This is a genomic window from Streptomyces sp. CB02959 (assembly GCF_002803155.1).
Taxonomy (GTDB): domain Bacteria; phylum Actinomycetota; class Actinomycetes; order Streptomycetales; family Streptomycetaceae; genus Streptomyces.
On sequence record NZ_NNBP01000014.1, the window covers coordinates 107,523 to 134,520 of the forward strand.

Annotated in this window: 27 protein-coding genes and 2 pseudogenes; 14 read left to right on the forward strand and 15 right to left on the reverse strand. The window is 72.6% G+C overall.

Features of this window, described 5'->3' with window-relative positions; genetic code table 11:
* Positions 1–98 precede the first annotated feature (98 nt).
* The 7 genes and pseudogenes from CG747_RS23015 to CG747_RS23045 all read right to left on the reverse strand — a co-directional run bounded on the left by CG747_RS23015 (position 99) and on the right by CG747_RS23045 (position 8,945).
* The gene (locus CG747_RS23015) at positions 99–572 is read right to left on the reverse strand and encodes a carboxymuconolactone decarboxylase family protein (protein ID WP_100603695.1); all 474 of its coding nucleotides are present in this window, start codon (positions 570–572) and stop codon (positions 99–101) included.
* 129 nt (positions 573–701) lie between these two features.
* The gene (locus tag CG747_RS23020) at positions 702–1,700 is read right to left on the reverse strand and encodes a TIGR01777 family oxidoreductase (protein WP_100603696.1); all 999 of its coding nucleotides are present in this window, start codon (positions 1,698–1,700) and stop codon (positions 702–704) included.
* Between the two features lie 146 nt (positions 1,701–1,846).
* Complete coding sequence (locus CG747_RS23025; RefSeq protein WP_100603697.1) at positions 1,847–4,411, reverse strand: ABC transporter permease; 2,565 nt, start codon at positions 4,409–4,411, stop codon at positions 1,847–1,849.
* Positions 4,412–4,491: 80 nt separating this feature from the next.
* On the reverse strand, positions 4,492–5,346 hold the full coding sequence (locus tag CG747_RS23030; RefSeq protein WP_100603698.1) for an ABC transporter ATP-binding protein: 855 nt from the start codon (positions 5,344–5,346) through the stop codon (positions 4,492–4,494).
* A 319-nt stretch (positions 5,347–5,665) separates the two neighbouring features.
* Positions 5,666–6,343 (reverse strand): response regulator transcription factor, encoded by a 678-nt coding sequence (locus CG747_RS23035; RefSeq protein WP_100603699.1) that lies wholly within the window; start codon positions 6,341–6,343, stop codon positions 5,666–5,668.
* Entirely contained in the window at positions 6,340–8,001 is a 1,662-nt protein-coding gene (locus CG747_RS23040) for a histidine kinase (RefSeq protein ID WP_100603700.1), read from the reverse strand. Before CG747_RS23040 ends, CG747_RS23035 begins: the two co-directional genes overlap by 4 nt.
* Before the next feature lie 276 nt (positions 8,002–8,277).
* Positions 8,278–8,945: pseudogene (locus CG747_RS23045) on the reverse strand (HAD family hydrolase).
* 194 nt (positions 8,946–9,139) lie between these two features.
* On the opposite strand from CG747_RS23045, the gene CG747_RS23050 reads away from it, so the two are divergent.
* On the forward strand, positions 9,140–9,490 hold the full coding sequence (locus tag CG747_RS23050) for an SDR family oxidoreductase (protein WP_374701803.1): 351 nt from the start codon (positions 9,140–9,142) through the stop codon (positions 9,488–9,490).
* Here the strand turns inward: CG747_RS23050 and CG747_RS23055 are convergent.
* Positions 9,483–10,256, reverse strand: coding sequence for a MerR family transcriptional regulator (locus CG747_RS23055; RefSeq protein ID WP_100603701.1), 774 nt, complete (start codon positions 10,254–10,256; stop codon positions 9,483–9,485). The two genes, CG747_RS23050 and CG747_RS23055, sit on opposite strands and share 8 nt — an antisense overlap.
* A gap of 47 nt (positions 10,257–10,303) precedes the next feature.
* Here CG747_RS23055 and CG747_RS23060 point away from each other — a divergent pair, with 47 nt between their 5' ends.
* A complete protein-coding gene (locus tag CG747_RS23060; protein WP_100603702.1) occupies positions 10,304–10,774 on the forward strand; it encodes a DUF6194 family protein in 471 nt (156 codons plus the stop codon).
* 93 nt (positions 10,775–10,867) lie between these two features.
* Here the strand turns inward: CG747_RS23060 and CG747_RS47375 are convergent, their stop codons facing one another.
* A complete protein-coding gene (locus tag CG747_RS47375) occupies positions 10,868–11,557 on the reverse strand; it encodes a TetR/AcrR family transcriptional regulator C-terminal domain-containing protein (RefSeq protein ID WP_180985672.1) in 690 nt (229 codons plus the stop codon).
* A gap of 256 nt (positions 11,558–11,813) precedes the next feature.
* Here CG747_RS47375 and CG747_RS23070 point away from each other — a divergent pair, with 256 nt between their 5' ends.
* Entirely contained in the window at positions 11,814–13,184 is a 1,371-nt protein-coding gene (locus CG747_RS23070) for a cytochrome P450 (protein WP_100603703.1), read from the forward strand.
* 83 nt (positions 13,185–13,267) lie between these two features.
* On the forward strand, positions 13,268–13,876 hold the full coding sequence (locus CG747_RS23075) for a hypothetical protein (protein WP_100603704.1): 609 nt from the start codon (positions 13,268–13,270) through the stop codon (positions 13,874–13,876).
* 96 nt (positions 13,877–13,972) lie between these two features.
* Here CG747_RS23075 and CG747_RS23080 read toward each other — a convergent pair whose 3' ends face one another.
* Together CG747_RS23080 and CG747_RS23085 are read right to left on the reverse strand one after the other, a co-directional pair.
* Positions 13,973–15,217: an alginate lyase family protein gene (locus CG747_RS23080; protein ID WP_100603705.1), complete on the reverse strand. Its 1,245-nt coding sequence runs from the start codon at positions 15,215–15,217 to the stop codon at positions 13,973–13,975.
* Positions 15,218–15,405: 188 nt separating this feature from the next.
* Complete coding sequence (locus tag CG747_RS23085; protein WP_257980647.1) at positions 15,406–16,464, reverse strand: zinc-binding dehydrogenase; 1,059 nt, start codon at positions 16,462–16,464, stop codon at positions 15,406–15,408.
* A gap of 85 nt (positions 16,465–16,549) precedes the next feature.
* Between CG747_RS23085 and CG747_RS23090 the strand changes: the two genes are divergently transcribed.
* A complete protein-coding gene (locus CG747_RS23090) occupies positions 16,550–17,383 on the forward strand; it encodes a helix-turn-helix transcriptional regulator (RefSeq protein ID WP_100603706.1) in 834 nt (277 codons plus the stop codon).
* Positions 17,384–17,518: 135 nt separating this feature from the next.
* Here CG747_RS23090 and CG747_RS23100 read toward each other — a convergent pair whose 3' ends face one another.
* Entirely contained in the window at positions 17,519–18,184 is a 666-nt protein-coding gene (locus tag CG747_RS23100; RefSeq protein ID WP_100603707.1) for a class I SAM-dependent methyltransferase, read from the reverse strand.
* A 171-nt stretch (positions 18,185–18,355) separates the two neighbouring features.
* Here CG747_RS23100 and CG747_RS23105 point away from each other — a divergent pair, with 171 nt between their 5' ends.
* Together CG747_RS23105 and CG747_RS23110 are read left to right on the forward strand one after the other, a co-directional pair.
* The gene (locus CG747_RS23105) at positions 18,356–18,895 is read left to right on the forward strand and encodes a DUF488 domain-containing protein (RefSeq protein ID WP_100603708.1); all 540 of its coding nucleotides are present in this window, start codon (positions 18,356–18,358) and stop codon (positions 18,893–18,895) included.
* A gap of 216 nt (positions 18,896–19,111) precedes the next feature.
* Positions 19,112–19,393, forward strand: a complete 282-nt coding sequence (locus tag CG747_RS23110) for a chaplin (RefSeq protein ID WP_100603709.1) — start codon at positions 19,112–19,114, stop codon at positions 19,391–19,393.
* Between the two features lie 124 nt (positions 19,394–19,517).
* On the opposite strand, the gene CG747_RS23115 is transcribed toward CG747_RS23110, so the two are convergent.
* A complete protein-coding gene (locus tag CG747_RS23115; RefSeq protein ID WP_100603710.1) occupies positions 19,518–19,988 on the reverse strand; it encodes a MarR family winged helix-turn-helix transcriptional regulator in 471 nt (156 codons plus the stop codon).
* A gap of 19 nt (positions 19,989–20,007) precedes the next feature.
* Between CG747_RS23115 and CG747_RS23120 the strand changes: the two are divergent.
* The 4 genes and pseudogenes from CG747_RS23120 to pcaB all read left to right on the forward strand — a co-directional run.
* Positions 20,008–20,477 (forward strand): annotated as a pseudogene (locus tag CG747_RS23120) (CoA-transferase); the annotation flags it as partial.
* A gap of 6 nt (positions 20,478–20,483) precedes the next feature.
* Entirely contained in the window at positions 20,484–21,257 is a 774-nt protein-coding gene (gene pcaH / locus CG747_RS23125) for a protocatechuate 3,4-dioxygenase subunit beta (protein ID WP_100603711.1), read from the forward strand.
* A gap of 1 nt (position 21,258) precedes the next feature.
* Complete coding sequence (locus CG747_RS23130; protein WP_100603712.1) at positions 21,259–21,492, forward strand: hypothetical protein; 234 nt, start codon at positions 21,259–21,261, stop codon at positions 21,490–21,492.
* On the forward strand, positions 21,489–22,904 hold the full coding sequence (pcaB, locus tag CG747_RS23135; RefSeq protein WP_100603713.1) for a 3-carboxy-cis,cis-muconate cycloisomerase: 1,416 nt from the start codon (positions 21,489–21,491) through the stop codon (positions 22,902–22,904). Before CG747_RS23130 ends, pcaB begins: the two co-directional genes overlap by 4 nt.
* Before the next feature lie 30 nt (positions 22,905–22,934).
* Here pcaB and CG747_RS23140 read toward each other — a convergent pair whose 3' ends face one another.
* Both CG747_RS23140 and CG747_RS23145 read right to left on the reverse strand, forming a co-directional pair.
* On the reverse strand, positions 22,935–23,285 hold the full coding sequence (locus CG747_RS23140; protein WP_146022136.1) for a hypothetical protein: 351 nt from the start codon (positions 23,283–23,285) through the stop codon (positions 22,935–22,937).
* Positions 23,272–23,535, reverse strand: a complete 264-nt coding sequence (locus tag CG747_RS23145; RefSeq protein ID WP_100603715.1) for a hypothetical protein — start codon at positions 23,533–23,535, stop codon at positions 23,272–23,274. Before CG747_RS23145 ends, CG747_RS23140 begins: the two co-directional genes overlap by 14 nt.
* Positions 23,536–23,728: 193 nt before the next feature.
* On the opposite strand from CG747_RS23145, the gene CG747_RS23150 reads away from it, so the two are divergent.
* The 3 genes from CG747_RS23150 to CG747_RS23160 all read left to right on the forward strand — a co-directional run bounded on the left by CG747_RS23150 (position 23,729) and on the right by CG747_RS23160 (position 26,896).
* On the forward strand, positions 23,729–24,943 hold the full coding sequence (locus CG747_RS23150) for a cytochrome P450 (RefSeq protein ID WP_100603716.1): 1,215 nt from the start codon (positions 23,729–23,731) through the stop codon (positions 24,941–24,943).
* Between the two features lie 2 nt (positions 24,944–24,945).
* Positions 24,946–25,584 (forward strand): TetR/AcrR family transcriptional regulator, encoded by a 639-nt coding sequence (locus CG747_RS23155; RefSeq protein WP_100603803.1) that lies wholly within the window; start codon positions 24,946–24,948, stop codon positions 25,582–25,584.
* Positions 25,585–25,654: 70 nt separating this feature from the next.
* Positions 25,655–26,896 carry a cytochrome P450 gene (locus CG747_RS23160; protein WP_100603717.1) on the forward strand — a complete coding sequence of 414 codons (1,242 nt, stop codon included), beginning with the start codon at positions 25,655–25,657 and terminating at the stop codon, positions 26,894–26,896.
* The last annotated feature ends 102 nt before the right edge of the window (positions 26,897–26,998 follow it).

Sequence of the window (26,998 nt, forward strand, 5' to 3'; positions counted from 1 at the left end):
GGTTCCGGAGCGAGCGGCCCCGGAACCCCGAGTCCGGAGTCCGGGGCCGCTCTTGGTGGGGATCAGGGCGGCCCCGGCTCCGGGTCGGGAACTGCCGGTTATCCGAACTGCCCCGGCTGGTAGTCGCCGGCGGGCTGCCGGGTGATGACGTTCAGCCGGTTGAAGGTGCCCATGAGGGCGATCAGGGAGACCAGGGCGATGAGCTGCTCCTCGTCGTAGTGCTCGGTGGCCCGGGCCCAGACCTCGTCCGTGACCCCACCGGCACCATCCGCGATGCGGGTCCCCTCTTCCGCCAGTTCCAGCGCGGCGCGCTCGGCCTCGGTGAAGACCGTGGCCTCCCGCCACGCCGCGACCAGGTTGAGCCGCACCGATGTCTCACCGGCGGCCGCGGCGTCCTTGGTGTGCATGTCGACGCAGAAGCCGCAGCCGTTGATCTGGCTCGCGCGGAGCGCCACCAGCTGCTGGGTCGCGGCCGGCAGCGGTGAGTCCACGATCACCTTGCTCGCCGAGACGATGTGCTTCAGGAACTTGCCTGCGATCGGACTCTCGAAGACGTTCAAACGGGCATCCACAATGAGCTCCTCATGCCGTTGTCGGTGGCTGCACTCCTCTGACGGATGAGGCCGGCGGGATGTGACACGCACGCATGTGACGTGCGTCGCCCCGGTCGACGCTGCGGTGGCGGCCACCGGCGACGAGGTTCAGGATCGCTGCCGTGCCGCCGCTCCCGGCAACCTCCGGCCCGCCCGGTGGTCCGAACGCGACGCCTTGGCCCGTCGGACGAGGTCAGCGGCCGCCCCCTCCCATTCAGGATGTGCGAAGCCGAACCCGGCCGCACCCAGCCGACCCGGTACCACCCGGCGGCTCTTGAGCAGCAGCTCCGTGTCCGTGCGCAGCGCGAACGCCCCCAGCTCCGCCATCCACCGCGGCGCCGGCAGCCCCACCGGGACGCCCTGGGCCGTGCGCAGTGCCCGCATGAACTCCCGGTGCGGGAGGGGGCCCGGCGACGCGAGGTTCACCGGCCCTTCGAGGTCGTCCCGGGCGATCAGGAACTCCACCGCCCGCACGAAGTCCTCGTCGTGGATCCAGGAGACGTACTGCGCACCGCCGGCCACCGGCCCGCCCAGCCCCAGCCGTGCCATCCGCAGCAGTACGTCGAAGACCCCGCCCCGATCCGGGCTCATGACCATCGCCGAGCGCAGCGCCACCTTCCGCGTCGCCGGTGTCGGCGCGTCGGCCTGCGCCCGCTCCCAGTTCTTCGCGATGTCGATGCTGTACGCCCAGTAGTCCGGTACCCCGGCCTCCGAGCCGCCGATCACCCCCGCCGCCTCGCCGTGTGCCGCGTCGAAGCGATGGGCGTAGATCGTCGCGGTACTCATCTGCAGCCAGACACGTGGTGGTCGCGCGGCGGCGGCGATCGCCTCGCCGACCACCCGCGCCGAGTCGACCCGGGAATCCATCATGGCGCGCAGGTTCTCGGCGGTGTAGCGGCAGGAGACGCTGCGTCCGGCCAGGTTGATCACGACATCGCAGCCGTCGACCGCCTCCGCCCAGGCACCGAGCGTGGCCCCGTCCCAGCCGATGTCACGCTGCCGCCTCGGGCGCCTGGTCAACACCGTGACCTCGTGACCGGCCGCCGTCAGCGCACGGTCGAGGATCGCGCCCACCTGTCCGGTTCCTCCGGGCAGCACTATCTTCATCGAGCCCCCTCAACTTCGGTGCACACCACCCTAGCCTGCAGAATTGAACGCGTTCAAAACGGTGCTGTGGGTGGGGCACGAGGTGGTGACGCCGGCCCGTCACGGAAAGCCGCCGCGGCCGGCGCACCGCTACAAACCGGGCGCTCCTACGCCTCCGCGACGGCCCGCAGCGGGCTCAGGGAAGCCGCTCGGCGGGCCGGAACGACCGCCGCCACCGCGCCGATCACAAGGGACAGCAGACAGATCAGCAGCAGCGTCCCCCAGGGGAGTACCAGCGAGTACTGCGTCAGCGCGCCGTTGGCCAGCGCACCGACCGCCCACGCGCCGAACACCCCGCCGACCAGGCCCAACAGCGTGCCGAACGCGGCGACGGTCAGGGACTCCAGCCGGACCATGCGCCGGATCCCGGCGCGGTCCATGCCGATGGCGCGCAGCACACCGATCTCCCGAGTCCGCTCCGACACCGACATGGCCAGGGTGTTCACGATGCCCAGCGAGGTGATCACGAGACCGATGGCGAGCAGCCCGTACATCAGGACCAGCAGATTGCCCATGGTGCCGGCGGCCTCGTGGACGAGCTCCGACCGGTCCTGGACCTTCAGCAGCGGGTTGTTGCCCACCGCGGTGCGCAGGCCGTTCGCGAGGGTCTGCGAGGTGGCGCCGCTGTCGGTGCGGACGAGGATCCGCTGAGCGGAGCCGGGCAGGAAGCCGGTCTTCTGCACTTCGGCGCGGGCGCCCAAAGCGTCGCGGGCGACCGGGTTGTCCTGGTAGACGCCGACGACGGTGTACTGCTGGAACGCCTGGCCGAGCCCCATGCGCGCGGTCAACCGGCCGCCCGTGCTCAGTCCGTGCTCCCGGGCGAGCGTGCCGGAGATCGCGATCCGGCCCGGCCCGAGGTCCTTCGCGGAGCCGTTGAGGAAGTGCAGCCTCATGACCGCGTCCACGGCGGCCGGGTCGATGCCGGAGATCTGCTGGACCTTGCCGCCGGTGAACAGGGTGGAGTCCGCGATGGCGGCCGCGGTCCGCACTCCGGGGGTGCCGCTCACCCGCGTCACGGCGGCCGGGTCGATGCCGGTCGTCGGGGTGCGGGTGCTGATCACGTAGTCGGCGCCGAGGCCGGCGGCGGCCTGACGGTCCAGCGCCTGCCCGGTGGAGTTGCCGATGACGGCGAGTCCGGCGACCAGCGCGGTGCTGATCATCAAGGCGGAGGCGGTGGCCGCGGTGCGCCGCGGGTCGCGCAGCGCGTTCTCCCGCGCGAGCCGGCCGGTGACGCCGAAACGGCCGGTCAGTCGGCCGGTGAGCCGGATCACCGGGCCGGCGAGCAGCGGCGCCAGCACGATCATGGAGACGGCGAGGATGCCGCAGCCGAGCATCGCGCCCTGCAGGTTCTCGACCGAGGCGTCCTTCGCCCCGGTCAGCGACACCAACAGCCCGGCGGCGAGGACGAGAAGGACCAGCCCCACCACGCCGCGCAGGCGGGACCGGCCGGGGGAGGGGGCCTGGTCGGCCGAGCGCATCGCCTCGACGGGCGCGATGCCCGCCGCCCTGCGGGAGGGCAGCCACGCGGCGAGCACCGTGACGCCCACGCCGACACCGAGCGCGGCCATCACCGGGCGCGGGCCGATCACCAGCGGCCCGTTGGGCAGCGTGTCCTGTGCGGTGCTCAGGATGTCGGGCAGCACGGAGGCGATGCCGAGTCCGAGCAGGAAGCCGGCGACCGAGGCGGCGAGGCCGAGCAGGGCCGCCTCGGCGAGGACGGAGCGGACCACCTGGCGACGTGAAGCGCCGATCGCCCGCAGCAGCGCGATCTCGCGGGTGCGCCGGGTGACGAGCATCGTGAAGGTGTTGACGATGAGGAACGAGCCGATGAACAGCGAAACCCCGGCGAAGACCAGCGGCAGTTTGGTGTAGCCCCGGGTCAACGTGTCGAGGTAGCCGGCCTGTTGGGCGGCCTGGGCGGCGCCGCTGGTGGCCTCGGCCCGGTCGGCCGGGAGTACGGCACCCACGCGGTCGGAGAGCGCGAACTGGTCGGTGCCGGGAGCGGCGGACAGGTCGATCCCGGTGTAGTGGCCCGGGGACGCGAACAACTGCTGGGCGGTGGCCTTGTCGAACAGGGCGAGGGTGCCGCCCGCGACCACCCGGCTGTCCTCGGTGGTGACGAGGCCCACCAGACGCTTCGTCAGGACCGGGCCGTCGGTGGCCAGGGTGACCGTGTCACCGATGCGGAACCCGCCCGCGGCGGCGGTCCCGCTGTCCACGGCCAGTTCGCCGCCGTTCCGGGGGGCGTGGCCCTCGACCAGCGGGTACCGGCTGTCCTTGCCGTCCTTGCCGGGTACGTAGGCGGCGGCCAGGTTCGCCCAGGACTTGCCGGCCCGGAGCGGAGCGCCGTCCGCGGCGGACAGGACGGCCGAGCCGTCGACCGACGGCCGCACGGCGGCGACCCCGGGCACATCGGTGAGCTTCCGCACGAGCGCGTCGTCGAGCACCGAGGTGCGCTGGTGCGCGGCGGATCCGGGCGGCGGGTCCTTCGGGGTCACGGTGACCGCGACGTCCGCGAAGTTCTTCGACGCGGCGGCACGGTAGGCGGCGGCGGAGGAGTCCGCGAAGACGAGGGTGCCGGAGACGAACGCGACACCGAGACAGACCGCCAGGGCGGTCATGACCAGACGGGCCTTGTGCGCGAGGACGTTGCGCAGGGTTGTTCGCAGCATGGGGAGCTTTCGGGAGCAGGGAGATGGGGGAGGGGTGCGGTGGTGGGCCGAGGTGCGGGGAGGTTTCGGGACGGACGGTGTCAGCGCGTCCGGTTCTGGTCCCGCTCCCGCTCTCGGCCTCGTTCCCGTTCCGGTTCCCGCTCCTGGTCCCGGGCCTCGAACTGGAGCATCCGGTCGAGTACGGCGCCCGAGGTCGGCTCGTGCAGTTCGTCGACGACGCGCCCATCGGCGAGGAACACCACCCGGTCCGCGTGCGCGGCGGCCACCGGGTCGTGAGTGACCATCACCACCGTCTGCCCCAACTCCCTTACCGAGTCGCGCAGGAAGCCGAGGATCTCGGCGCCGGATCGTGAGTCGAGGTTTCCGGTCGGCTCGTCGGCGAAGACGATCTCGGGCCGGGAAACCAGCGCACGGGCCACGGCGACCCGCTGCTGCTGGCCGCCGGAGAGCTCGACGGGCCGGTGGTCCAGCCGGTCGGCCAGCCCGACGGTGGCGACGACGGTCTCCAACCAGGCCGGGTCGGGCTGCCGTCCGGCGATCCGCAGCGGCAGCGTGATGTTCTCCAGCGCGCTGAGGGTGGGCAGCAGGTTGAAGCCCTGGAAGACGAAACCCACCTTGTCCCGCCGGAGCGCGGTGAGTTGACGTTCCGTCAGTCGAGCGAGCTCGGTGTCGCCGACGCAGGCCGAACCCGACGTCACCTTGTCCAGACCGGCCAGGCAGTGCATCAGGGTGGACTTGCCGGACCCGGAGGGGCCCATGACGGCGGTGAAGCGGCTCCGGGCGAACTCCACGGACACCGCGTCGAGGGCCGTGACCCGGGTCTCACCCTTCCCGTACACCTTGGTCAGGTCGGTGGCGCGGGCGGCCGGTTCTGCGACGGGGGAGCGGGGGAACGAAGCGACGGGGGAACGAGGGGAAGAAGACAGCTGCGACATGTGTACTCCGCCTGGGTGCGACGGTCCGCAGCCACTGCGGCGGACCGGGGGAACACATCCATCCTCACCGCTCCCACCTGCGGAAACATCGTTCTGGCGGCTGGAGTTGGCCTCTGCCCAAGGCAGGGTTCTGCCGGGTCCTTCTCTGCTCTTCGACCCAGCTCCGGCGGCCGGGTCTCTGCCTTTGGGAAGAGACAGCAGGGATCGGAATCAAGATCGGGGTCGGGGTCGGGATCGGCAAGGACCGTTCCCTCGGGAGCCGGGAGCCGGGAGCCGGGAGCCGGGAGCCGGGAGCTCGGGAGTCCTGGGCCTCAGGACGTCAGGACGTCAGGCCCGTCCGGTGGGCCAGTAGGGCGGCCTGCACCCGGCTCGTCGAACCGGTCTTGTCCAGGATCGCGCCGACGTGCGTCTTCACCGTGCCGATCCCGATGCCGAGCCGCCCGGCGATGTCCTGGTTCGACAGTCCCTCTCCGAGCATCGCGAGGACCTCCCGCTCCCGGGCGGTGAGCCGGGCGGTCCGCTCGTCCGCGAGCGCGCGGTCCGCGGCTTCCGGATCGCCACCGCGCAACATCCGGGCGATCACCGCCCCGGTGACGCCCGGCGAGAGCACGGCATCGCCGGCGGCGGCCGCCCGCACCGCGCTGATCAGCTCCTGCGGGCCTTCGTCCTTGAGGAGGAAGCCGGAGGCGCCCTCCCGCAGTGCCCGGATCACGTTGGCCTCGTCCCCGAAGGTCGTCAGCATCACCACCCGCGGCGCGGGGTCGAGGGCGAGCAGCGGTGCGATCGCGGCCAGGCCGTCGCACACCGGCATCCGGATGTCCACCAGTGCAACGTCGGGATGGTGGGCGGCGGCCATGTCGACGGCCTGCCGTCCGTCCGGCGCCTCGGCGACGACGTCGATGCCGTCGGCATGCCGGAGGATCAGGCGGACACCGTGCCGGATCATCGTCTCGTCGTCGGCGAGCAGGACACGGATGGGCGGGGTGGGCTCGGTCACGGGGTCTCCCAGGGTGCGGCGTCCCGGACCGACGGGACGGCGAAGTGGTCGATGGCGATCAGACGCTGCGCGGCGTCGAAGCAGTAGCGGGCGACGATCAGGCTGCCGGGGCGGCTCTCGGTGGCGCCGTTGAACGGGTAGATGCAGCCGGCCGAGCCGCCGGGGCGCGGCGGTTCGTGGCCGGTGGCGGCGGCCCGTACCGCCGCGTTGTCCAGGACGCCGAGCCCCGCCACTTCCTCGTAGGTCATGCCGACGCGGGGCAGCGGACGCGGCCCCGCGGCGTGCGGCCGGGTGGCGTAGACGAAGGTGACTCCGAGGACCATCAGCACGCACAGTCCCACCAGGCCGACGGCGAGCATCAGCGCCTCGGTGGTCGGGCGCTCGGCCGGAACGGGCTCCTCGTCACCGGGCTGCCGGCCACCGCTCCGCTCGTCCGCACCGGCCCGGACGTCCGCGCCTGGTCGGTCCCGCGCTTCCCGCGTTTCCTCCGTTTCGTCGGCGTTACCGGGCTCGGCAGGGGCGGCCGGATCTGCCGGCACCGTCGCGTCCACCTCGAACCCGCCGGACGGCAGCCCGGCGGCGTCGAACGACCCACCGAGCAGCTCCACCCGCTCCCTGAGGCCGGTGAGTCCGCGGCCGGTGCCCATGTCCCTGGCGGCGGCCGGCTGCTTCGGCGGTGCACCGTTGCGGACGGTGACCCGCACCTTCTCGTCGTCGTGCACGACCGTGACGGTCACGTGCGACGCGGTCGCGTACCGGTGCACATTGGTCAGGGCCTCCCGTACGACCCGGTGCACCGCCCGACGCACCGGCGCCGGGCGGGCAACGAGATCCGGCCCCGTCCAGTCGAGCCGGACGGCGATCCCGCCGTCGCGGGACTCCGCCACCAGCGTCTCGATGTCGGCGCGGGTGCCGGTAGCGTCGGTGAGCGCATCCGGCCCGGTGTCCCGGCCGAGCGGACCGAGGACCCCGAGCGCCTGCCGCAGTTCACGCATCGCGTCCCGGGTGGTCCGCCGCACCAGGACGGCCTCCTCGCGCAGTTCGGGTGCCGCCCGGTCCAAGGCCAGCTCCAGCCCCCCGGCGTGCAGTGAGATCAGACTGAGCCGGTGCCCCACCAGATCGTGCATCTCCGCGGCGATCCGGGACCGCTCGTGGATCCGGGCCTCGCTGTCCGCGAACCGGCGGGCCCGTTCGGCCGCGTCACCGCGCTCGCGCAGCGCCCGCAGCAAGCGGCCCTGCTGCCCGTGCGCCGTGCCGACCAGGCCAGGCACGACCACGGCGGTCGACGCCAGCACCAGACCGAGCGCCAACCCGTACGGCACCGGCCCCGGACCGAGCCACGGTGCGACCGCCGCCGCGGACCCCACGGCAAGGCCACCGGCCGTGGCGAGCAGCCGGGCACGCCAACGTGTCCGGACCGTCCGGCGCGCAATCGCGTACGCGGCCGCCGCCGTGATCGGCCCGACTCCGGGCGAGAGGCCGCTCAGCACGGCGAGCGTCAGCAGCACGGCCACGGGGAACCGGCGGCACAGCGGGAAGAGCGCGGCACCGGCGGCGAGTGCCGACAACTGGAACCACGGGTGCGGCAGGAACCCGAGGTGCCCGACCATCACGTACACGCCCAGGCCGGCGATCGCCACACCGGCGGTCACCGCCATGGCGTGCGCGGACCCGCCCGAGGCCGTTCCGACAGGCGGGCGACAGCGGGCGAATCGACGGAGAGGGTTGGTGCGCGCCACGCTGACCAGTATCGACGTCCAACTGCGTGTCGGCATGAACCCTGCGGGCGATGTGTCCCTCTGCCGAAAGACAGAGAGACACGGGCACGTCGGCGCGCATCAGGCCGGGCACGGCTACGGGAGGAAACGGCGCCCCCCCCGAACCCGCGTCGCCGACGACCCCGACCCCGTAGGGCCCCGTGCCGGCGGACGGGCTCAAGCCGCGGCGTCCCCCGGTGCTCCGGACGCGAAGGCCAGGATGTGCGGGACCGCCTCGCGCAGGCTGTTGAAGTGGCGGTGCACGCCCTCCACGGCGACCGAGGTGTTCACGCCCCACACCGTCATGCCGGCCCGCAGTCCGGACTGGACTCCGGACGCGGCGTCCTCGACGACCAGGCAGTGGCTCGGCTCGGCACCCAGTTGGGCGGCGGCCCGCAGGTACGGAACGGGGGAGGGCTTGCCCTCCTCGACCGCCGCCGCGTCCACGATCACGCTCGGCAGCGGCAGGCCCGCCCGCAGGAAGCGGCCGCGCACCCGTGTTCGTAGTTCGAGGTCACCAGTGCCCAGGACCCTGAGGGCCGACCGTGCAGCAGCTCCGGTGCGCCGTCGAAGGCACCGTAGACGCCGGACCGCACGTCCTCGTCCTCCAACTTGTGCAGCGTGCCCAGGCAGGCGTGCGGATCGCGGTCCGCGGCGACCCGCGCGAACGTCTCCATCGGGCGGGTGCGCAAGGCCACTTCGTACACCTCGTCCGCGTCCAGCCCGTACCGCTCCGCCCACGCTCGCCACACCCGGCGCTGGTTGCTCACCGCGTCGATCAACGTGCCGTCGACGTCGAACAGGACGTGTCCCGGACTGCCGAGCCGTACGGAATCTCTGGTCACCCGTCGATCATGCCAGGGGTACGCCACCGCCCCACCCCAAGCACGCCAGGTGCACGGTGGCAGTCGCACCGGTGAGCGCTACGAGGTGCCGGTGTCCTGGGCCGTCATCGCCAGCAGTACCAGCGCGTCGTGTTCGGCGGTGCCGGGTGCGGCTCCTCGGTGCGTGGCTCGTAGGCAGACACGCGGTCGGGCGGGTGACCGGGTCGATCACTTACACCTCGGGAATCAACGCGTACCGACCGAACGGATCGAACACCATCGTGGCCGCGGCCAACGGCGCGCTCGCGTCCCTGGCATACGGCCTGGCGATCGAGTTGGCGCCGGTGCGGGTGAACGTGATCTCTCCCGGCTGGGTGGACACCTCCCTCTGGGACCAGCTCGGCATGGACAAGGAGGCGGCCTTCGCCGAGCTGGCCGAGCGACTCCCCGCCCGACGCATCGGCACCCCCGACGACATCGCCCAGGCGTTCCTCTCGGTGATGCGCAACGGATTCATCACCGGCACGGTGCTGGACGTGGACGGCGGCCACCGCCTCCTCACCTGACAGGACGTGTGGTCGCGGCCGTGGTCGTCGGTTCGGCGGGGAGCGTGACGACGGCTGCCAGGTCGGCGCCGGCTCGGAGCAGTGCCACGGTCCGGGTCGCGATCTGGTCGAGGCGTTGCTGCAGGATGTGCCCGGTCGCTCCCAGGCCGTCGAGCCGGTGCAGGGAGCCGACGATCTCGCGCACTGCCGGAACGCCGTAGCCGGTGCCGCGGAGGGCCGCGACGATGCGGGCCGCCCTGATCGCGGAGAGATCGTAACGACGGGCTCGCAGTGACGTCACGCGCTCGGGCGTGACGAGTCCTTCCTGCTCCCAGAACCGCAGGGTCGAGGTGCGCACATGGAGCGCTCCGGCGAGCTCCGTGATCGTCATCGCGTCGCCGTCCTGCTCGAACTCGGGCGTGCCCGCCTCGGCCTGGATCGCGCGCAACGCCTGTTGGGCGCGCAGGGCTTCGTCCCGTTCCCGCGCGAGCCGCACATGGACCTCGTTGATCGCCGCGGCCGCTTCCGCGAGTGTGCCGGTCCGGAGTTCCGCGAGCAGCCGCCGGGCCGCGACCGGACCCACGGCACCCGCGAGTCCTCGGTAGGCGCGCAGTGCGTGCACGTGAACCGCCGTATAGGCGCGGTACCCGTTGCCCGAGCGAGCGGCCGGGGGAAGGACCCCGAGCCGCTCCAGGTCGCGCACCTGCTGCACGGAGTACCCCGACTCCCTGGCGACATCGACCGTGCGGAGCGCTGCCCGTTCCGCACCGCTCACCGGCTCACCCATTGGCCAACCCCACAGAAGCACTTGAAGGAGATGCTTTAAGCATGAGTATGGAACAGGAACAGATCATCGCGGCGGTGCGCGGCTTCGACGGGGCGCTGGTGGTCCTCCCGGAGGCCGGCGGCGACCTGCCGGAGCTGGTGTGGGGGGACGCGTTCTTCTACTACGCGCCCGACGGCCAGATGCCTCGGAACACCCAGCCCTACGGGACCATCGTCACCAAGAACTACCCCGACGACACCGCATCCGACCTCGACCCTTCGGGGCGCTGGCGGGTGAACATCCACATCGACCGGGCGACGTTCTGTGAGCTGACGGAGGAGGAGCCGCGGAGCCTCAGCCGGCCTCGGGACCACTCGGCCGTCGATGTGGTGTTGCCCCACCCGGTCTACGGGGCACTCGGCTGGATCTCGGTGGTCAATCCCGGTGAGCGGACGGGGGAGCTGGTCGTGCGGTTGCTGCGCGGTGCCCACGATGCCGCGCGCGCCCGGTCCGCGCGGCGCAACGAGCCGGGAGAGTGAGCGGAGGCCCGGGAAGGCGGCGCTGAGCGGCGTGCGGCGCCCGTTCGCCTGGGTGTGACGCGGCGCCCGGGGAGCGGGCGCCGCGGTCCCTGGTCAAGGCTTGGCGGGGCCTTCGTCGTACGGGACGCCGGCCCGGGCTGCCAGGCCGGCGATCAGCAGTTCCAGTCCGTAGTGGAACTCGGCGTCGTGGTTGCCGGCGGTCAGGTAAGGGGCGGTGGCGATCAGGACCGGGTCGCCGGTGGCCGCAATGTCGTCGCGCTGCTGCTGGATCTGCTGGTCGTCCAGGGAGCCCAGGTAGATGGCGTGGCCCAGTTCCCGCATGATCGAGCCGATCATGAAGGCGGTGTAGCTGCGGAGGACGTGGACCCTCTCCTCCGGGGCGAGGTCGAGGTCGGTGAGGGTGGCCAAGGTGGAGTGGAGAGCCTGCAGCGCCGCGGGGGACCGCGTGGGGCGGGTGAGTACGAGAGGGAACGCTTTCGGATGGCGCTGGGCCTCGGCGCGGAAGGCCGCGGCGTGGGCGCGGATGCGGTCCTGCCAGCTGTCGGTGTCGTTCTGCGGGAAGTCGACCTCGGCGAGGAGCGTTTCGGCCACGCCGTCCAGGAGGGCGTCCTTGTTGGGCACGTGGCTGTAGAGGGACATGTTCTCGACGTCGAGTTCGACGGCGAGTTTCCGCAGGGAGAAGGCGTCGGCGCCGTCGCGGTCGATCATCGCCACGGCTGCGGCGATCACCTTCTGTCGCGTCAGGCCGAGTCTTCTGCCGCGGCCGGTGCCTCGAACCGTCACGTCACCCTCCCGGCCGCGGCCTGTCCGGCTGCGGCGTCGCCCGATCCTTGACATCACTTGCACTGCAAGTCTAGCGTCCTTGCACCAGTGACTTGCAGTGCAAGTCTGTGCGGCGCGGCAACCGTGCCGGCCCCGCCGGACCGGCCCTGCGCAAGGAGCCCGACGACCCCACCTTTCCGCGCCCCCGTAAGCGACCGGCCGTGCCCCGCCCGAGCGCGTACGGGCCGGCGCACCACGGAAGGAAGCGACCCACGTCATGAGTAGCCTCCCCCTCCCGCAACGGCTGTTCGCCCGCCACGTCCGGTGGGCCCTCGGGCACGCCCTGCCCCGGCTGGCCATGGACCGCGCGGCGCGCCGGGGCGACCTGCACGGCCAGTTGGTGGCGCTCTCCCGGAACCCGCGCTCCCAGGGCGAGGCGGCCGCGATCGAGCGCCACCTGATGGACCGCATCCGCGCGGACGGGCCCGTGCACCGCAGCCGCTACGGCTTCGTCACGGCCTCCCACCCCGTCGTCCACGAGGTGCTCACCAGCAACGACTTCCGTACCGGCGTCGCACCCGCCACAGGGGGAACGCTCGCGCAACTGGCCTCCTGGGCCCGCGAGTCCGCGCCCGTCGGACCGTTGAAGCCCCCGTCCTTGCTTGTCACCGAGCCGCCCGAGCACACCAGATACCGCAGGCTCGTCACCCGCGTCTTCTCCGTGCGCGCCGTGCAGCAACTCCGCACCCGCACCGCGGAGATCGCCGAGGAACTCCTCGACGACCTGCAACGCCGCACGCCCGGCGCCGCCGACGTCGATCTGATCACCACGTACTGCGGCCTGCTGCCGGTCACCGTGATCGCCGAAATCCTCGGCGTCCCCCACGCCGAGCGGCACCGTGTGCTCCGCTTCGGTACGGGCGCGGCACCCAGTCTCGACTTCGGCTTGCCCTGGCGGCGGTTCCTGACCGTCGAACGCAGCCTGACCGACTTCGACACCTGGCTGGCGCAGCACATCGAACGGATCCGACGGCAGCCCGGCGCCAACCTCCTCAGCCAGCTGGTCACCGCCCGTGACGAAGACGGCCGGGGCCTGACCGGGACCGAGCTGCGCGCCACGGCCGGCCTCGTGCTCGCCGCCGGATTCGAAACCACCGTGAACCTGCTCGGCAACGGCATCGCCCTGCTCGACCGTCACCCCGACCAGCGCGACGCCCTCCGCGACGACCCGTCCCTGTGGCCGAACGCCGTCGACGAGATGCTCCGCTTCGACCCGCCGGTGTTCCTCACGGGGCGAACCGCCGCCCGTGACACCACGGTTGGCGGCCAAAAGGTGCCACGCGGAGCGATCGTCACCCTGCTGCTCGCCGGCGCCAACCGCGACGCCGCGCTGTTCGCCGCACCGCACCGGTTCGACATCACCCGGCCCAACGCCAAAGAACACCTCTCCTTCTCCGGCGGACGGCACTACTGCCTGGGCGCCGCCCTCGCCCGGATGGAAGCCGAGGTCGGCCTGCAAGCCCTCTACGGCCGCTTCCCGCACCTCACCCTCCATCCCGGAGCCCGTCGCCGCGGCACCCGGATCCTGCGCGGCTACGCCCACCTGCCCGCCCGACTCGGCACCACCGGACCGGCCTTGGTTTCCTGAGGGCACCGGGCGCGGCGGGGCGACCGGCCAGTCACGGCCACGTGGAGAACGGCACTGTCAGTGGCCGCCCGTAAGGTCGTGCCATGAGTTCCTCCCTGAGTGTCTACCTGCTCGACGTCGCCGCGACCCGGGCCCTGGTCGGGTCCCGCGACGACGAGCTCCTGGACGTGATCCGCACCCGGTTCGCGGACGACCTGGCCCGCGACGACGACTACTTCAGCCACGCGATCGAGCAGGGCGCCCCCACCGCCTACGAAGCGCTCCGCGCGGTCGTCCACGGCGGTCCCTTCAGCGACGACTCCCACCACGCCTTCCAGTACGGCTACGCCTACAAGAGGCTGTGCGCGTTGACCGGTTCGTTCCTGGCCAACGACTGCTTCACTCCGCACCGCGGCGGTTGGCTGGAGACGGTCGACCAGGGGCTGAAGGACCTGCGCATCACCTCCGTGTCCGTGAGCGCGTTCGGCTACGGCGCTCCGCCCGCGCCCGTTCCGTACGCGGACACACCGGGGTGCGGCGAGTGGACACCCAAGCAGATAGCGCGGGCGCTGGAGGAGTTCGAGGCCACCAAGCGGGCGGAGCACGCGCCGCCGCTGGAGCCCGAGGTGGTGGAGGCCGTCATGCAGTGCCTGGAGTGGATGCGGCATGCGGAGGCGCGGCCCGGCTTCGGCGTCATCGGCTTCCGCTCCTGACGCCCGTCCCGCGGCGACTGCTCGCGCGGGGCCCGGGCCGCGGTCCGACGCCGGGCCGACCGGGCTCCGGCCGGTGCCGCAGCACCGGCGCACCGTTCACGGGGCGTCGGTGTGCGTCAGGGTCTCCCAGCCGATGAAGTAGTCGGCCCCGAACGGGCTGTGCGCGGCCACGTACCGCTCGGTGTGCGGCATCGCGATGCCCTCCCGCACGTGGTACTCGTTGTAGGCGAGCTGGACCGCGGGGCCGAGGCCGGCCTTGACCGTTCCGCCGCACAGCCAGTCCGGTGCGCCGGCGCCGTTGTCGTACGCGGTGTGGAACTCCAGGGCCTTGACCAGGCGCTCCCGACCCTCGGCCCACAGGTCCAGCCCTTGGAGCCGGGCGGTCTCGGCGGTCTGCGCGGCCGCCTCCAGACCCCAACCGGTGTGCCCGAAGTCGCGGCAGGTCTCCTGTGCGAGCCCGTCCCTGAAGTCCGACTGGCCCTGCCAGTACTTGACGAGCGCGTCCCTCCCGTTGATGCCGGCGTGCGGCGGGGGCACCGGCAGTGCTCCGTCCGACGCCAGGTAGACGTACGCGGGCAGGCGGTTCCGCCACATCGTCACGGCCCGGTCGAAGGCATCGCGGTCGTCGAGGAAGACCGCGATGCCCATGAGCGCGTCGGTCTCGATCAGTTCCCAGTTGCCGTTCTTGCGCGGGCTGCCCGGCGTCAGTTCGGGCAGGTAGACGGTGCGCAGCATCGTGGCGAAGCGGTCGACGGAGGCGGCCGGCCAGCCGGCCCCCGTGTGCCGGACCAACTCGGCGGCCCGGGCCCAGTTGTTGCCCGACCAGCCGGTCTGCAGCTGGGCGTTGGAGTTGGTGTGTTCCTGGATGACGGCCGACCAGGCATCCATGATCGTGATCGCCTTGTGCGCGTAGCGCCGGTCGTGGGTGAGAGCCCACTGGAGCGCGTCCGTGTACGCGGCCATCGAGTCGTTGCGTTCGTCGGAGCAGCCGTTGTCGGGGTGGGAAGCGGAGCCGCATTCGACGGTGGCGCGCGGTTTGGGCTGCCAGTCGAGGGAGGCGTACCGGCTGGCCCGCAGTGCCGCGAAGGCGGACTTCCACGGTTCGGCACCGGCGCCCAACCGGTCCTTGACGAAGGCGAGTTGTCGCCCGCCGACCAGGACGCCCGGGTGGCGGAACGGCTGCGCCGGGCGCCGGTCCGGGCCCTGGTCGGCGGCCCGGGGCACCGGGTTCGCGGCGGCGGTGCGCGCCGGACCGGCCCCGGTGGGCGAGAGGGGGGTGAGGGCGAGGAGGGCGGTGAGCACCGCGCCGGCCATCAGGGACGTCGTGGTCTTGCGGCCCATCGGGGAACCGTCCTCTCGGAAGTGGAGGTGGAGACCCGTGTCCAGAGTTGTTAGGAAACCTTCCTAACGTGCGCAGTGAAGCAGCAAATCATGCCCATGCCAAGGGGATCGGCGCGAGTGAGGTGCGGGCGGACGCCGGCCCCACCGCCGAGCGAGGCGGGGCCGGCCGCGTTCGGTCCGCCAAACCGTCACGGGACCAGGACGACGACGCCCAGCCCGCGTGAGCGCGCGGCCGCGGCCAGCGCCGCGGCGGGGTCGTCGAGCCCGACGACCGTGATGTCGAGCACCGAGAGGTCGAGGACGCCACCGCGGACCATCGACCACAGCTCGCAGAGGGTCGTCTCGCGGCACATCCACGATCCGCGCAGCGTCAGCCGACGGTGCATGAAGTCGCCGTACGGGATCGGCAGATCCTGCCGTACCCCGCCGACGAGGACCCAGGACCCGTCCGGACGCAGCGCGTCGTACCCGGCCATCGTCGGGTCGGGGCTCGGCACCGCGCCGAGCGTGTCGACGACCACGTCGACCGGCCCGGCAGCCGTCGCGATCGCCCGCCCGTCGGCGGCGCGGTCACCGCTGAGCGGCACGGGCACCACGCGCGGGTCCAGGCCCGCGAGGGCGTCGAGCGAGCCACGATGACGCCCGACCGCGACGACCGCCGCGGCACCGCGGGCGAGCGCGACGAGCACGGCCGCCGCCCCGAGTTGCCCGGTCGTGCCGACCACGGCGACGACGTGTCCCGCGCGTACCCCCGCGCGGTCGATCGCCTCCGCCGCGACGCCGAGCCACGGCAGGAACGCGAGCCGCTCCGGAGCCGGGTACGCGTCCGCGCCGGGCAGCGCGACCAGTGTCCGCTCCGGCTGTACCGCCCGCTCGGCGTACAGGCCGTCGCGCCACACCTCGCGGATGCGCTCGGTGGTCGGGGTGGCCCGGCCGTCACCGCCGATACCGGTCCACGCCAGCAGCGCCTCCTCCGGACGGGACACCCGACCGGACCGGAAGAGGCCGCACGCGACGACGACATCGCCCGGCCGCACCCCGAACACGTCGTCAGCCGTGGCCGTCACCCGGCCGATCCCGCAGGGCCCCAGTACGATCGGCGTCGGGAATCCGCCGCGCCCGCCGGCCACGAGGGCGCCGGTGTACGCGGGGACCTGCGCGGCGAGGACATCGAGTGTCGCGCCGCCGCCGCGCAGCAGGGGGTCGGGCAACTCCGCGCGGTGCAGGCCGCTTTGGGGTGTGGTCATGTGCCATGCCTTCATGACGACGTAGTCCACACGCCGCGAGAGGCGGTATCCAGACGTGCTTGATGGTGGAACCGGGAGTACCAGGATGGGCGGCGAGCGGAAGGCCGCGGTGGCGGCCGCCCGGCGGCGCGAGCTCGGCGCGTTCCTGCGGGCGCGGCGCGAGCGGACCAGCCCGGCCGAGGTGGGACTTCCGGGATCGGCCCGCCGCCGCACGCCCGGCCTGCGGCGGGAGGAACTCGCGGTCCTGGCGGGGGTGAGCACGACCTGGTACGCGTACCTGGAGCAGGGGCGGGACGTGCGCCCCTCCGACCAGGTCCTCGCGGCGATCGCGGACACCCTGCGGCTCGCCGGGGACGAGCGGGCCCACCTCCGCGCCCTGGCCGACGGGGCCGCCGGCCGGCAGCACGCCGTCACCCGCGAGGCCCCGCCCCCGTCCCCGGTCGAGACCGTCGCTCCCGAGGTGGCCGCGGTCCTTGCACTCGTCGCTCCCGCCCCGGCCTACGTCACCGGCGCCACCACCGACGTGCTCGTCTGGAACGACCCGGCGGCCGAGCTCTTCCCCGGGCTCGCCCTCCGGCGGGACACCGAGCGACCGAACCTCGCACGCTGGGTGTTCCTCGACCCCGACGCCAGGCACGTACTCGTCGACTGGGAGGCGGTGGCGCAGTCGGTCCTCGCCCGGCTCCGGACGAACGCCGGACGGCACCCGGGCGACGAGCGGTTCGCCCGGCTCGCGGAGGAACTGCGTGCGGGCAGCGTCGAGGCGGACGCCTGGTGGCCCCGGTACGACATCGCCACCCACCGCACCGGCACCAAACGCGTCCGGCACCCTTCCCGCGGCGAGCTGACCCTCGGCCACGCGGCGTTCACCGTCGCCGACGCCCCGGAGCAGGTCCTCGTCGTCTACTCACGGAATTAGGGCATCCCCCGCACCGGGCCCCGACCTGCTCGGGTCCGGCGCGAGCATCGCCCGCTCACCCGCGAGGAGGCGGCCGCGAGCGCCCGCGTCTCCTGCAAGCCGGCCGCCTTCGCCCTCGATGGCCGCCCGCTCGCCTCACCGGGGCAGGGACTGGGTGACGCGCCACAGGCGGCGCGGAAGCCCGCCCTCCTCGAAGCCGTGGACCTCGGTCAGCTGCCAGCCCGCGGCGAGGGTGTCCACCAGGTCGCGGTCGAAGAAGTGGACCGCGAAACCACCGTGTTCGTAGATGTCGTCACCGTGCGCGACACCGGCGCCGTAGTGGGCGTCGCCGGTGTGCCGGACCGTGTAGACGAAGACGCCTCCGGGGCGCAGCACGCGACGGACCTCGGCGACCACGCCCCGGATCTGCCGCGTCGACAGGGCCATGCACAACAGCATGTGCGCGAAGACCGCGTCCACCGAGTCGTCCGGCAGCGGCAGGGGGTCGCGGACGTCGTGGACGGCGGTCGTGATCCGGTCGCCGAGGCCCTGGTCCCGGGCGACGCCGCGCAGCTGGTCGAGGGCGGTGGCGCTGAAGTCGGCGGCGTGGACCGCGAATCCCGCACGGGCGAAGTGGAGGGTGTCGCGGCCATGACCGGCGCCCAGCTCCAGCACCCGTTCGGCACCGGCGGTGCGGAACACCTCGGCGGCGTACCGGGCCGGGGCGGAGGGGTCGCCCCCGTACATACCGGGGTGCGCGGCGTAGGTCTCCTGCCAGTGGCGCCGTTGTGCGGCCGCCAGCTCCTGCTCGCCCTCAGCCATCGGTCCTCGCTCGTGCGTACCGCTCCGGACCAGCTTAGTGCCGGCGTGCGACCGGCCGGCGTTCCCGGTACCGACCGTGAGGTCTGATCCACGGGCCGGGCGCGGGACCGCTCCGCGGTGCGCGGCGCGTGAGAGCCTCGAAGGGCTGTCCGAGGACAAGGAGTGCGCCCGGTGAGTGGTGAGGAACGACCGGAACGCCATGGCCAGGCCGCCGGTGGGACCGCCCGCAGCGTCTGGACGGAATCGATGTACGCCGTCGCGCGGTCGTGGCCCGGGACGAGGGTGCTGGTCGACCGGAGTCTGCCGCTGGGACGCCCGTCCGGGATCACGTACCCGGACGTGTGGCTGGCGGCCGTCGCACCGTCGGCCGCGTTGTGGCGATGGTACGGAGTGCGGGAGGCGAGGTATCCGGCCTTCGCCGACCGGTACGAGTGTGAACTCGGGGATCCGGTGCGCGCCGCGGGGCTCCGGCGCCTCCACGGGCTGGCGCGGGGCGGGCCGTTGGTCCTGCAGACCGCCGTGATGCCGATACACCTCAGTCATGCCCGGGTCCTGGCGCGGCACCTGCGGAGCGATGCGATGGGCGGTCCGCCGGAGCAGGGCGGCGACGACGCCTGCTGGCTGGGTCGGGTGTGCCCCGACTGTGGCCGCCATTCCGCGGTCCGGGGAGCCACCGCCTGCCCTTACTGCCAGGCGCCGATGGCGGGTTGACGGGCGGGCGGGGCCGACCGGTCCGGCTCCGGGTGGCCCGGTGGTGCCGTGTGTGCGGGGCGGGGGTCGCTGGAATGGGCCACGGGAGAGTGGGTTACATGAGTAAAACAACGCGAAAGAGGGAATTGTCAGCGGTTGCCCTAATGGTCGCGATCTGAGTGCCGAAGGGAAGAACGGAGCGGCAGTGGGTCGCTTGGAATGATCGAAAGGTTCGGAATGTCACGGATCACTCGGATTACCGCCATGGCTGCTCTCGCGGCCGGGACCGCACTGGGCGGGAGTTCGGCTGCCTTCGCCGACAGCCACGCGGCCGGCTCCGCCGTCCGCTCGCCCGGCGTGCTTTCGGGCAACCTCATCCAGATGCCGGTGCACGTTCCCATCAACCTGTGCGGCAACACCGTGAACTTCATTGCGGCGTTGAACCCGGCGTTCGGCAACGTGTGCGTCAACAGCAGCTTCAAGGTTGTGAAGCACCACCGCCACCACGGCAAGCGCTGAGGCGACCGTCGTTGACCCGGTAACTCAGGGTTTTTAGGCAATGGGCCCGTCCCGTCCCTTCCGGCCACTCCGGCCTGGGGGCGGGGCGGGCCCCGTCGTTGCTCGTGCGGTCCGCTCTGGTGGGTCACGGTGCCGGCCGGTCCGGGAGCCGGGTCGCGGGGTTGCGCAGAGCCGCGGTCGCGTCCGAGACCCGTTGCAGCAACTCCAGGAAAGCGGCCTGCTCCTGGGGATCCAGGGGGGCCAGGAAGATCTGGTTCATCCGGGCGGTCCGCCCGGAGAGCTTGTGGTGCAGACGGGAGCCCCGCTCGGTGAGGTGCAGGACGGAGCGCCGGGCGTCCTTGGTGTCGCGCACCTTGCCGACCAACTCGCGGGCGACCAGGCGGCGGACCGCCTCGGCGATGGTGGGGCGGTCGAGGCCGACCCGCTCGCCCACGGTCCGTTGGTCGAGACCGTCTGCGCCGACCAGTGTGTTGAGCACGGCGAACTGCGGGGACGTGACGTCCTCCGACACGATCGTGGTCCACAGCAGGGTGTGTGCCTGCTGGAGCCGCCGGGCCAGATGGCCGGGGTGGGTGCTGAGGTCGAGCGCGGGCACGGTGCCTTCCTGCTCCTCTCCCGACCTCATCAACGCCGGCAAGGAGACCGTCACGGTCCGCCCGGCGCCTCCTACTTCGACTCCGCCCTGTCCTTCGGGATGATCCGGGGAGGCCACATCGACGTCGTCGTGCTCGGCGCCATGCAGGTGTCCCGCCACGGCGACCTCGCCAACTGGGCCGTCCCCGGCAAGATGATCACCGGGATCGGCGGGGCGATGGACCTCGTGCACGGCGCCCGGACCGTCCTCGTCGCCATGACCCACACGGCCAAGGACGGTTCGGCCAAGCTCGTCGCGGACTGCACGCTGCCGCTGACCGGCCGGGGGTGCGTCGACCGGATCATCACCGACCTCGGCGTGCTCGACATCGACGAGGACGGGTTCGTCCTCGTCGAGCGGGCACCGGGCGTCACCGCCGAGGAGATCGCCGAGAAGACCGCCGCACCGGTTCGCAGCGAGATCAACAAGACACGTGGAAAGGGGAGTTGAGGGACTATGGCAGTGACACAAGCCGAGATCGACCGGGAGGTCGCGCGGGCGCAGGAGGCGTACGAGACGGCCGTTGCCGAGGGCGCCGCGCGCACCGCACACCCGACCCGGGACTACCCGCCGTACCGGTCCAGCGCGCTCCGGCACCCCAAGCGGCCGCTGGTCGCCGTGGCCCTGCAGCAGGATCCCGAGGCCGTCGAGCTGGGCTCGCCCGCGTTCGGCAGGACCGACGTCACCGAACTCGACCACGACCTCACCCGCCAGCACCAGGGCGCGCCGCTCGGTGAACGCATCACCGTCAGCGGCCGGCTGCTCGACCGGTCCGGCCGCCCCGTGCGCGGCCAACTGATTGAGATCTGGCAGGCCAACGCCGCCGGCCGCTACGCCCACCAGCGCGACCAGCATCGCGCGCCGCTCGACCCGAACTTCACGGGCGTCGGCCGGACGCTGACCGGCGACGACGGCGGCTACACCTTCACCACGATCAAGCCCGGGGCCTATCCATGGCGGAACCACAGCGGCGCCTGGCGCCCCGCCCACCTCCACTTCTCGCTCTTCGGGACCGCGTTCACCCAACGGCTCGTCACCCAGATGTACTTCCCCGGCGATCCGCTCTTCCGCCACGACCCCATCCTGCAGTCGGTCACCGACGACGCCGCCCGGCAGCGGCTGATCGCCCGCTACGACCACGACCGGTCGGAGCCGGAGTGGTCCCTGGGCTACCACTGGGACATCGTCCTCGACGGCCCCACCGCCACCTGGATCGAGGAGGGCCGCTGACATGACGACCCCGCACCTCGCGGTCTGTGCCTCCGCCCGCGGTCGCACCCGGCACCTGCCCACCCGGGTGTACCCGCCGACGCCGGACCGGGCGCCGACCACGGATCCGCGGCCGGCCGCACTGCCACCCGAACGGCGCGCGCCGCGGTTGGCCGCCGCGGAACCGCAGGGCAGCCATCGTTTCGACATCCGGTTGCAGGGTCCGGCGGAGACGGTGTTCCTGGAGTTCGCATGAGCCACGACCACGACGAGCACGACGGTCACCACGTCAGCGATGTACACGACGGTCACGACGGGGCGGACGGCGGGCGTGACACCGGGCTGCTCGACCCGGTGCGGGTGGGCTCGGCGGCCGAGGCCGCCACCGGCGACACCGCCTTCCTACAGGCGATGCTGGACGCCGAGGCCGCGCTCACCCGGGCCCAGGCGGCCCTCGGCCTGGCGCCCGTGGAGGCGGCCCGCGCCGTCACCGAGGCCGCCCGCGCCGCCCGCTTCGACACCCGCGACCTCGCGCTGCGCGGGCGCGGCGGCGGCAACCCGGTCATCCCGCTGGTCGCCGCACTGACCGCGGCGGTACCCGACGCCCATGCGCCGTACGTGCACCGCGGGGCCACCAGCCAGGACATCCTCGACACGGCGTTGATGCTGGTCGCCCACCGGACGACGGGGCTCGTCGCGGCCGACCTGGAGGCCGCCGCCGGCACCCTGGCGCGCCTGGCCGCCGAGCACCGCGACACTCCGCTACCGGGCCGCACCCTCACCCAGCACGCCGTCCCGACGACCTTCGGACTGAAGGCCGCGGGCTGGCGCAGCCTGGTGCTGGACGCCAGGGACCGCCTCACCGTCGTACGCCGCTCCCTCCCGGCCCAACTCGGCGGCGCCGCCGGCACCCTGGCGGCCTTCCACGCCTACGCGCAGGCCGAGGGCGTGGTGCCGCCGGAGTCCGCGGTGCGGCTGCTCGCCGGCTACGCCCGGGAAGTCGCCCTGGCCGAGCCCGCGTTGCCCTGGCACGCCCTGCGCACCCCGGTGGCCGATCTGTCCAGTGCCCTGGCCTTCACCGCCGGGGCGCTGGGCAAGCTCGCCGCCGACGTACTGGTCCTCTCCCGCACCGAGGTCGGCGAGGTGAGCGAGGGCGCCGGCGGCGGTTCGTCGGCCATGCCGCACAAGGCGAATCCGGTGCGGGCCACGCTCATCGCCGCGGCCGCGCGCCGGGCGCCGGCGATGGCCGCCGTGCTGTACGGGTGCGTCGCCGCGGAGGACGAGCGGCCCGCCGGCGCCTGGCACGCGGAGGGCGAAACCCTGCGGTACCTGCTGCGCCTGGTCGGGGGAGCGGCCCGGGACGCCGCGGAACTCGTCGCCGGGCTGCACGTCCACCCCGCGCGGATGCGCGCGAACCTGGACCTGACCGACGGGATGGTGGTGTCGGAGCGGCTGACCGCCGTCCTCGCCGCCCGACTTGGCCGGTCCGCTGCCCGCCGTCTGCTGGCCGAGGCCGCGCACACCGTCCGTACGGGAGGCGGAAGCCTGGCCGACGCGCTGTCGGCCGAGCCCGCCCTCAAGGGCCTCGACCTGGCCGCCCTCACCGACCCCACCCACTACACCGGAGCGGCGGCGGCCCTCACCGACCGTGCGCTCGCCCGGCCGTGAGCCGGCGCCGCGCCGACCCCGCCGCCCGTATCACTCGATGTGTCCGCAGGCGGAGCAGACGAACTGGCTCTCCTGCGTCGGTTTCCCGTCCTGGTCCGTCTCGACGGTGCGGTACATGGTGCCGCCGCACTTGCCGCAGCCTCGGGTCTCGATGAGCTGGCCCATGGGCAGATCCTCCATCGGGAGGCGCGTGCGGCACCCGCCGCGCAGCGCCATCGCGTAGTCGAGCAGGACGAACGCCTCTTGCCGGCCCCGCTCGCGGATGGTGATGTCGTCCGCGGTCTCACCCGTCGCCGCGACGCGACCGCACCGGTAACAGCAGTGCCGGTTGCTCTGCGGCCCCGGCTCCAGCATCGACAGGCGGCAGTCAGGACAGTCCACTGTCGGCCTCCTTGACGAATCCGCACCGTGCGCAGACCGCGATCGGCCGCCCGTCCCGGTCGCGCTGGCCCCACATGGTGTTGCGGCACTGCGGGCAGCCGCTGGTGTGGATGCCGCGCGGTCCGAGCGGCGGCGGTTCGGGCGTGGACTCCACATACGCGATGATCAGCGCCCGGTCCCGCTCGCTGTTCCCTGCCATGCGCAGCAGATTCGCCAGCCGCGACCGTGCTTCGTCGGCGAAGGTCCCCATGGCGCGGAGGTTATCTGTCCGGCGCCCCCGAGACGACGACCTCTCGCGGAGTGCACTCGATCAGTTGAGATGACCAGCGGCGTCGCCGCGACACGGGCCGGCGTAGGGAGCGGACCAGTTGTAAGTCAGTTGCTTGACTTAGGAATTCGGGCGGCGTTGACTGCTCACCGACCCCACGACGAAGGGAGACGGTGTGAGCTACGACAACGGCGCGCCCGTACGGGCCTATCCGCTGACGGCACCGAGTGCGCTGGAAGCCCCCGAGGACTGGCGGGAGTTGCGCGCCGGATGCCCGGTGGCCCCGGTGACCCTGCCCAGCGGTGACCGGGCCTCGCTGCTGACCCGCTACGACGACGTCAAGCAGGTGCTGTCCGACCCCCGTTGCACCCGCCAGTTGGACGCCGAGGGTGCTGCCCGCATCTCCGCCGACGCCTCGGGCGGCGTGTTCAACAGCTCGATGGCCGAGTCGCTCAACGGCGCCGGTCAGCAGCGCTGGCGCCGGATGCTGACCAAGTGGTTCACCGCCAAGCGGATGAACGCGCTGCGCCCGGCGATCGAGGCGATGGCCGAGCAACTGGTCGACGACATGGTCGAGCACGGCCACCCGGCCGACCTCAAGGCGAGCGTCGGCTTCCCGCTGCCGGTATGGGTGATCTGTGATCTGCTCGGCGTCCCGGAAACCGACCGGGACCGGTTCTCCCGATGGTCCGACATGCTGCTCAACCTCACCCGCTACGGACAGCGCGAGATCGACACCGCCCAGCGGGACTTCCACGCCTACCTGGCCGGCCACCTGGAACTCAAGCGCACGGACCCGGGGGAGGACCTGCTCAGCTCCCTGATCACCGCGACCGACGCCGACGGCGGGCGGCTGACCGACGACCAGCTCGCCGCCACCGGCCAGGCGCTGCTGATCGCCGGCCACGAGACCACCGCCAACATGATCGGCAAGATGATGGCGCTGCTGCTCGCCGACCGCCGCCGGTGGGAGCAACTGGTCGCCGACCGCTCGCTGGTGCGCACCGCCGTGGAGGAGGCGCTCCGGTTCGACGCCAACGCCGGCTTCGGCATGCCGCGTTACGTCAAGGAGGACATCGAGGTCGCCGGCACCGTCCTGGCCCGCGGTACGACCCTGGTGTGCAGTATGGCGGCGGCCAACCGCGACGACGAGGTGTTCGCCGGCGCCGAGGGGATGAGCCTGGACCGGAGCCCCAACCCCCACCTCGCCTTCGGTGCCGGACCGCACTCCTGCCTGGGCCAGGCACTCGCCCGTACCGAACTCCAGGTCGTGCTCGACGTCCTGATCCGCCGCCTGCCCACCCTCGAACTGGCGGTACCCGCAGGAGAGTTGCGCCGTATCGAAGGACTGGTCGTCGGCGGCCTGCACGACGTTCCGGTCCGGTGGTGACGATGTCCGTCAAAGCCGCCCGCTCGGCCGGGACCCGGGAGACCCTCCTCGCCGCGGCGGAGCGCCTGTTCGCCGAGCACGGCGTGTTCGCCGTCTCCAACCGCCAGATCAGCGAGGCCGCCGGCCAGGGCAACAACGCCGCCGTCGGCTACCACTTCGGCACCAAGACCGACCTGATCCGGGCCGTCGTCCGCCGGCACGCCGAACCCGTCGACGCACTGCGGCGCCGCATGCTGGCCCGCACCGGCGACTCCCACGACGTGCGGGACTGGGTGGCGTGCCTGGTGCGGCCCGGTGCCCAGCACCTGGCGCAGTTGGGCAGCCCCACCTGGTACGCGCGGTTCGCCGCCCAGCTGATGACCGACCCGGTGCTCCGCGAGCTGATGATCGACGAGGCGTTCGGCCCGTCCATCGAGCGGAACCTCGACGGGCTCAACCGGTGCCTGCCCGACCTGCCCCTGCCCGTACGGATCGAACGCGGCGCAATGGCACGCCACTTGATGGTGCACACGCTCGCCGAGCGCGAACGGTCCCTCGCCGACGGCACCCCCACCGTGCACCCCGACTGGGAGACCTACGCGGACGGACTCGTCGACGCGATCACCGGCCTGTGGCTCGCCCCGGTGACGCCCGCGGTATGACCGCGCCCCACCGGAACAGCCCGTACCCCCCAACGGCGCCCGGACCACTGCGAGCGAAAGGCGGCCCCCCATGTCCGACGCAACCACCTCCGATTCGACCCGCTCGACCGAACGGCAACTTCCGTCCTCCCCACCCGAGTTCCCCATGCCCCGCGCGGCGGGCTGCCCGTTCGACCCGCCGCCGGCGCTGCGGGAAACCCAGGCACAGGGACCACTCACCAAGGTGCGGCTCTGGGACGGCAGCACACCGTGGTTGGTGACCCGCTACGCCGACCAGCGGGCCCTGCTGATCGACCCGCGCGTCAGCGCCGACGTCACCCGCCCCGGCTACCCCAGCGCGGCCCCCGTCAGCGGCAACACCATCGGCTTCATCCTCATGGACGACCCGGAACACGCCCGCCAACGCCGCATGGTCACCGCCCCGTTCGCCGTGAAACGCGTCGAGGCGCTGCGGCCGAGGGTGCAGCAGATCGTCGACGAACGCATCGAGGCGCTGCTCGCCGGTCCACGACCGGTGGACCTGGTCGAGGCGTTCGCCCTGCCGGTGCCCTCCCTCGTCATCTGCGAACTGCTCGGCGTGCCCTACGACGACCACGACTTCTTCCAGGAGAACAGCCGGATCCTGATCAACCGCAACGTCACGCCCGAACAGCGCACCACCGCCCACGGACGGCTGAGCGACTACCTGGACGGCCTGATCGGCGAGAAGCTCGCCCGCCCGGCGGACGACCTGCTCTCCGGCCTCGCCCAGCGGGTCGAGGCGGGTGAACTGACCCGGCTCGACGCGGCCCGCATGGGCGTCCTCCTGCTGATCGCCGGCCACGAGACGACCGCGAACATGATCGCGCTCGGCACCCTCGCGCTGCTGGAACACCCCGAACAACTCACCGCACTGCGCGCATCCGACGACCCCAAGCTCGTCGCGAAGGCGGTCGAGGAGCTGCTGCGGTACCTCCACATCACCCACAGCGGGCGCCGTCGGGTGGCGCTGGCCGACATCGAGATCGCCGGCCGGACCATCCGGGCCGGTGACGGGCTGGTGTTCCCGAACGACATCGCCAACCGCGACCCGGACGCCTTCCCCGACCCCGACCGCCTGGACCTGCACCGCGACGCCCGGCACCATGTGGCCTTCGGCTTCGGCGTCCACCAGTGCCTGGGCCAGTCCCTGGCCCGTGTCGAGCTCCAGGTCGTCTACGGCACCCTGTACCGCCGCATCCCCACCCTGCGACTGGCCGCCCCGCTGGCGGACATCCCCTTCAAGCACGACGGCTCCGTCTACGGCGTGTACGAACTGCCGGTGACCTGGTAACCCTCCCCGCCTCGCGCGCCGAGGTGTTCGACCGGCGCGCGGAGGACGGTTCCGCCGCGCTCACGGCCCGGCGCCGCCGCACCGGAAGTCCGGCCCCGTCCG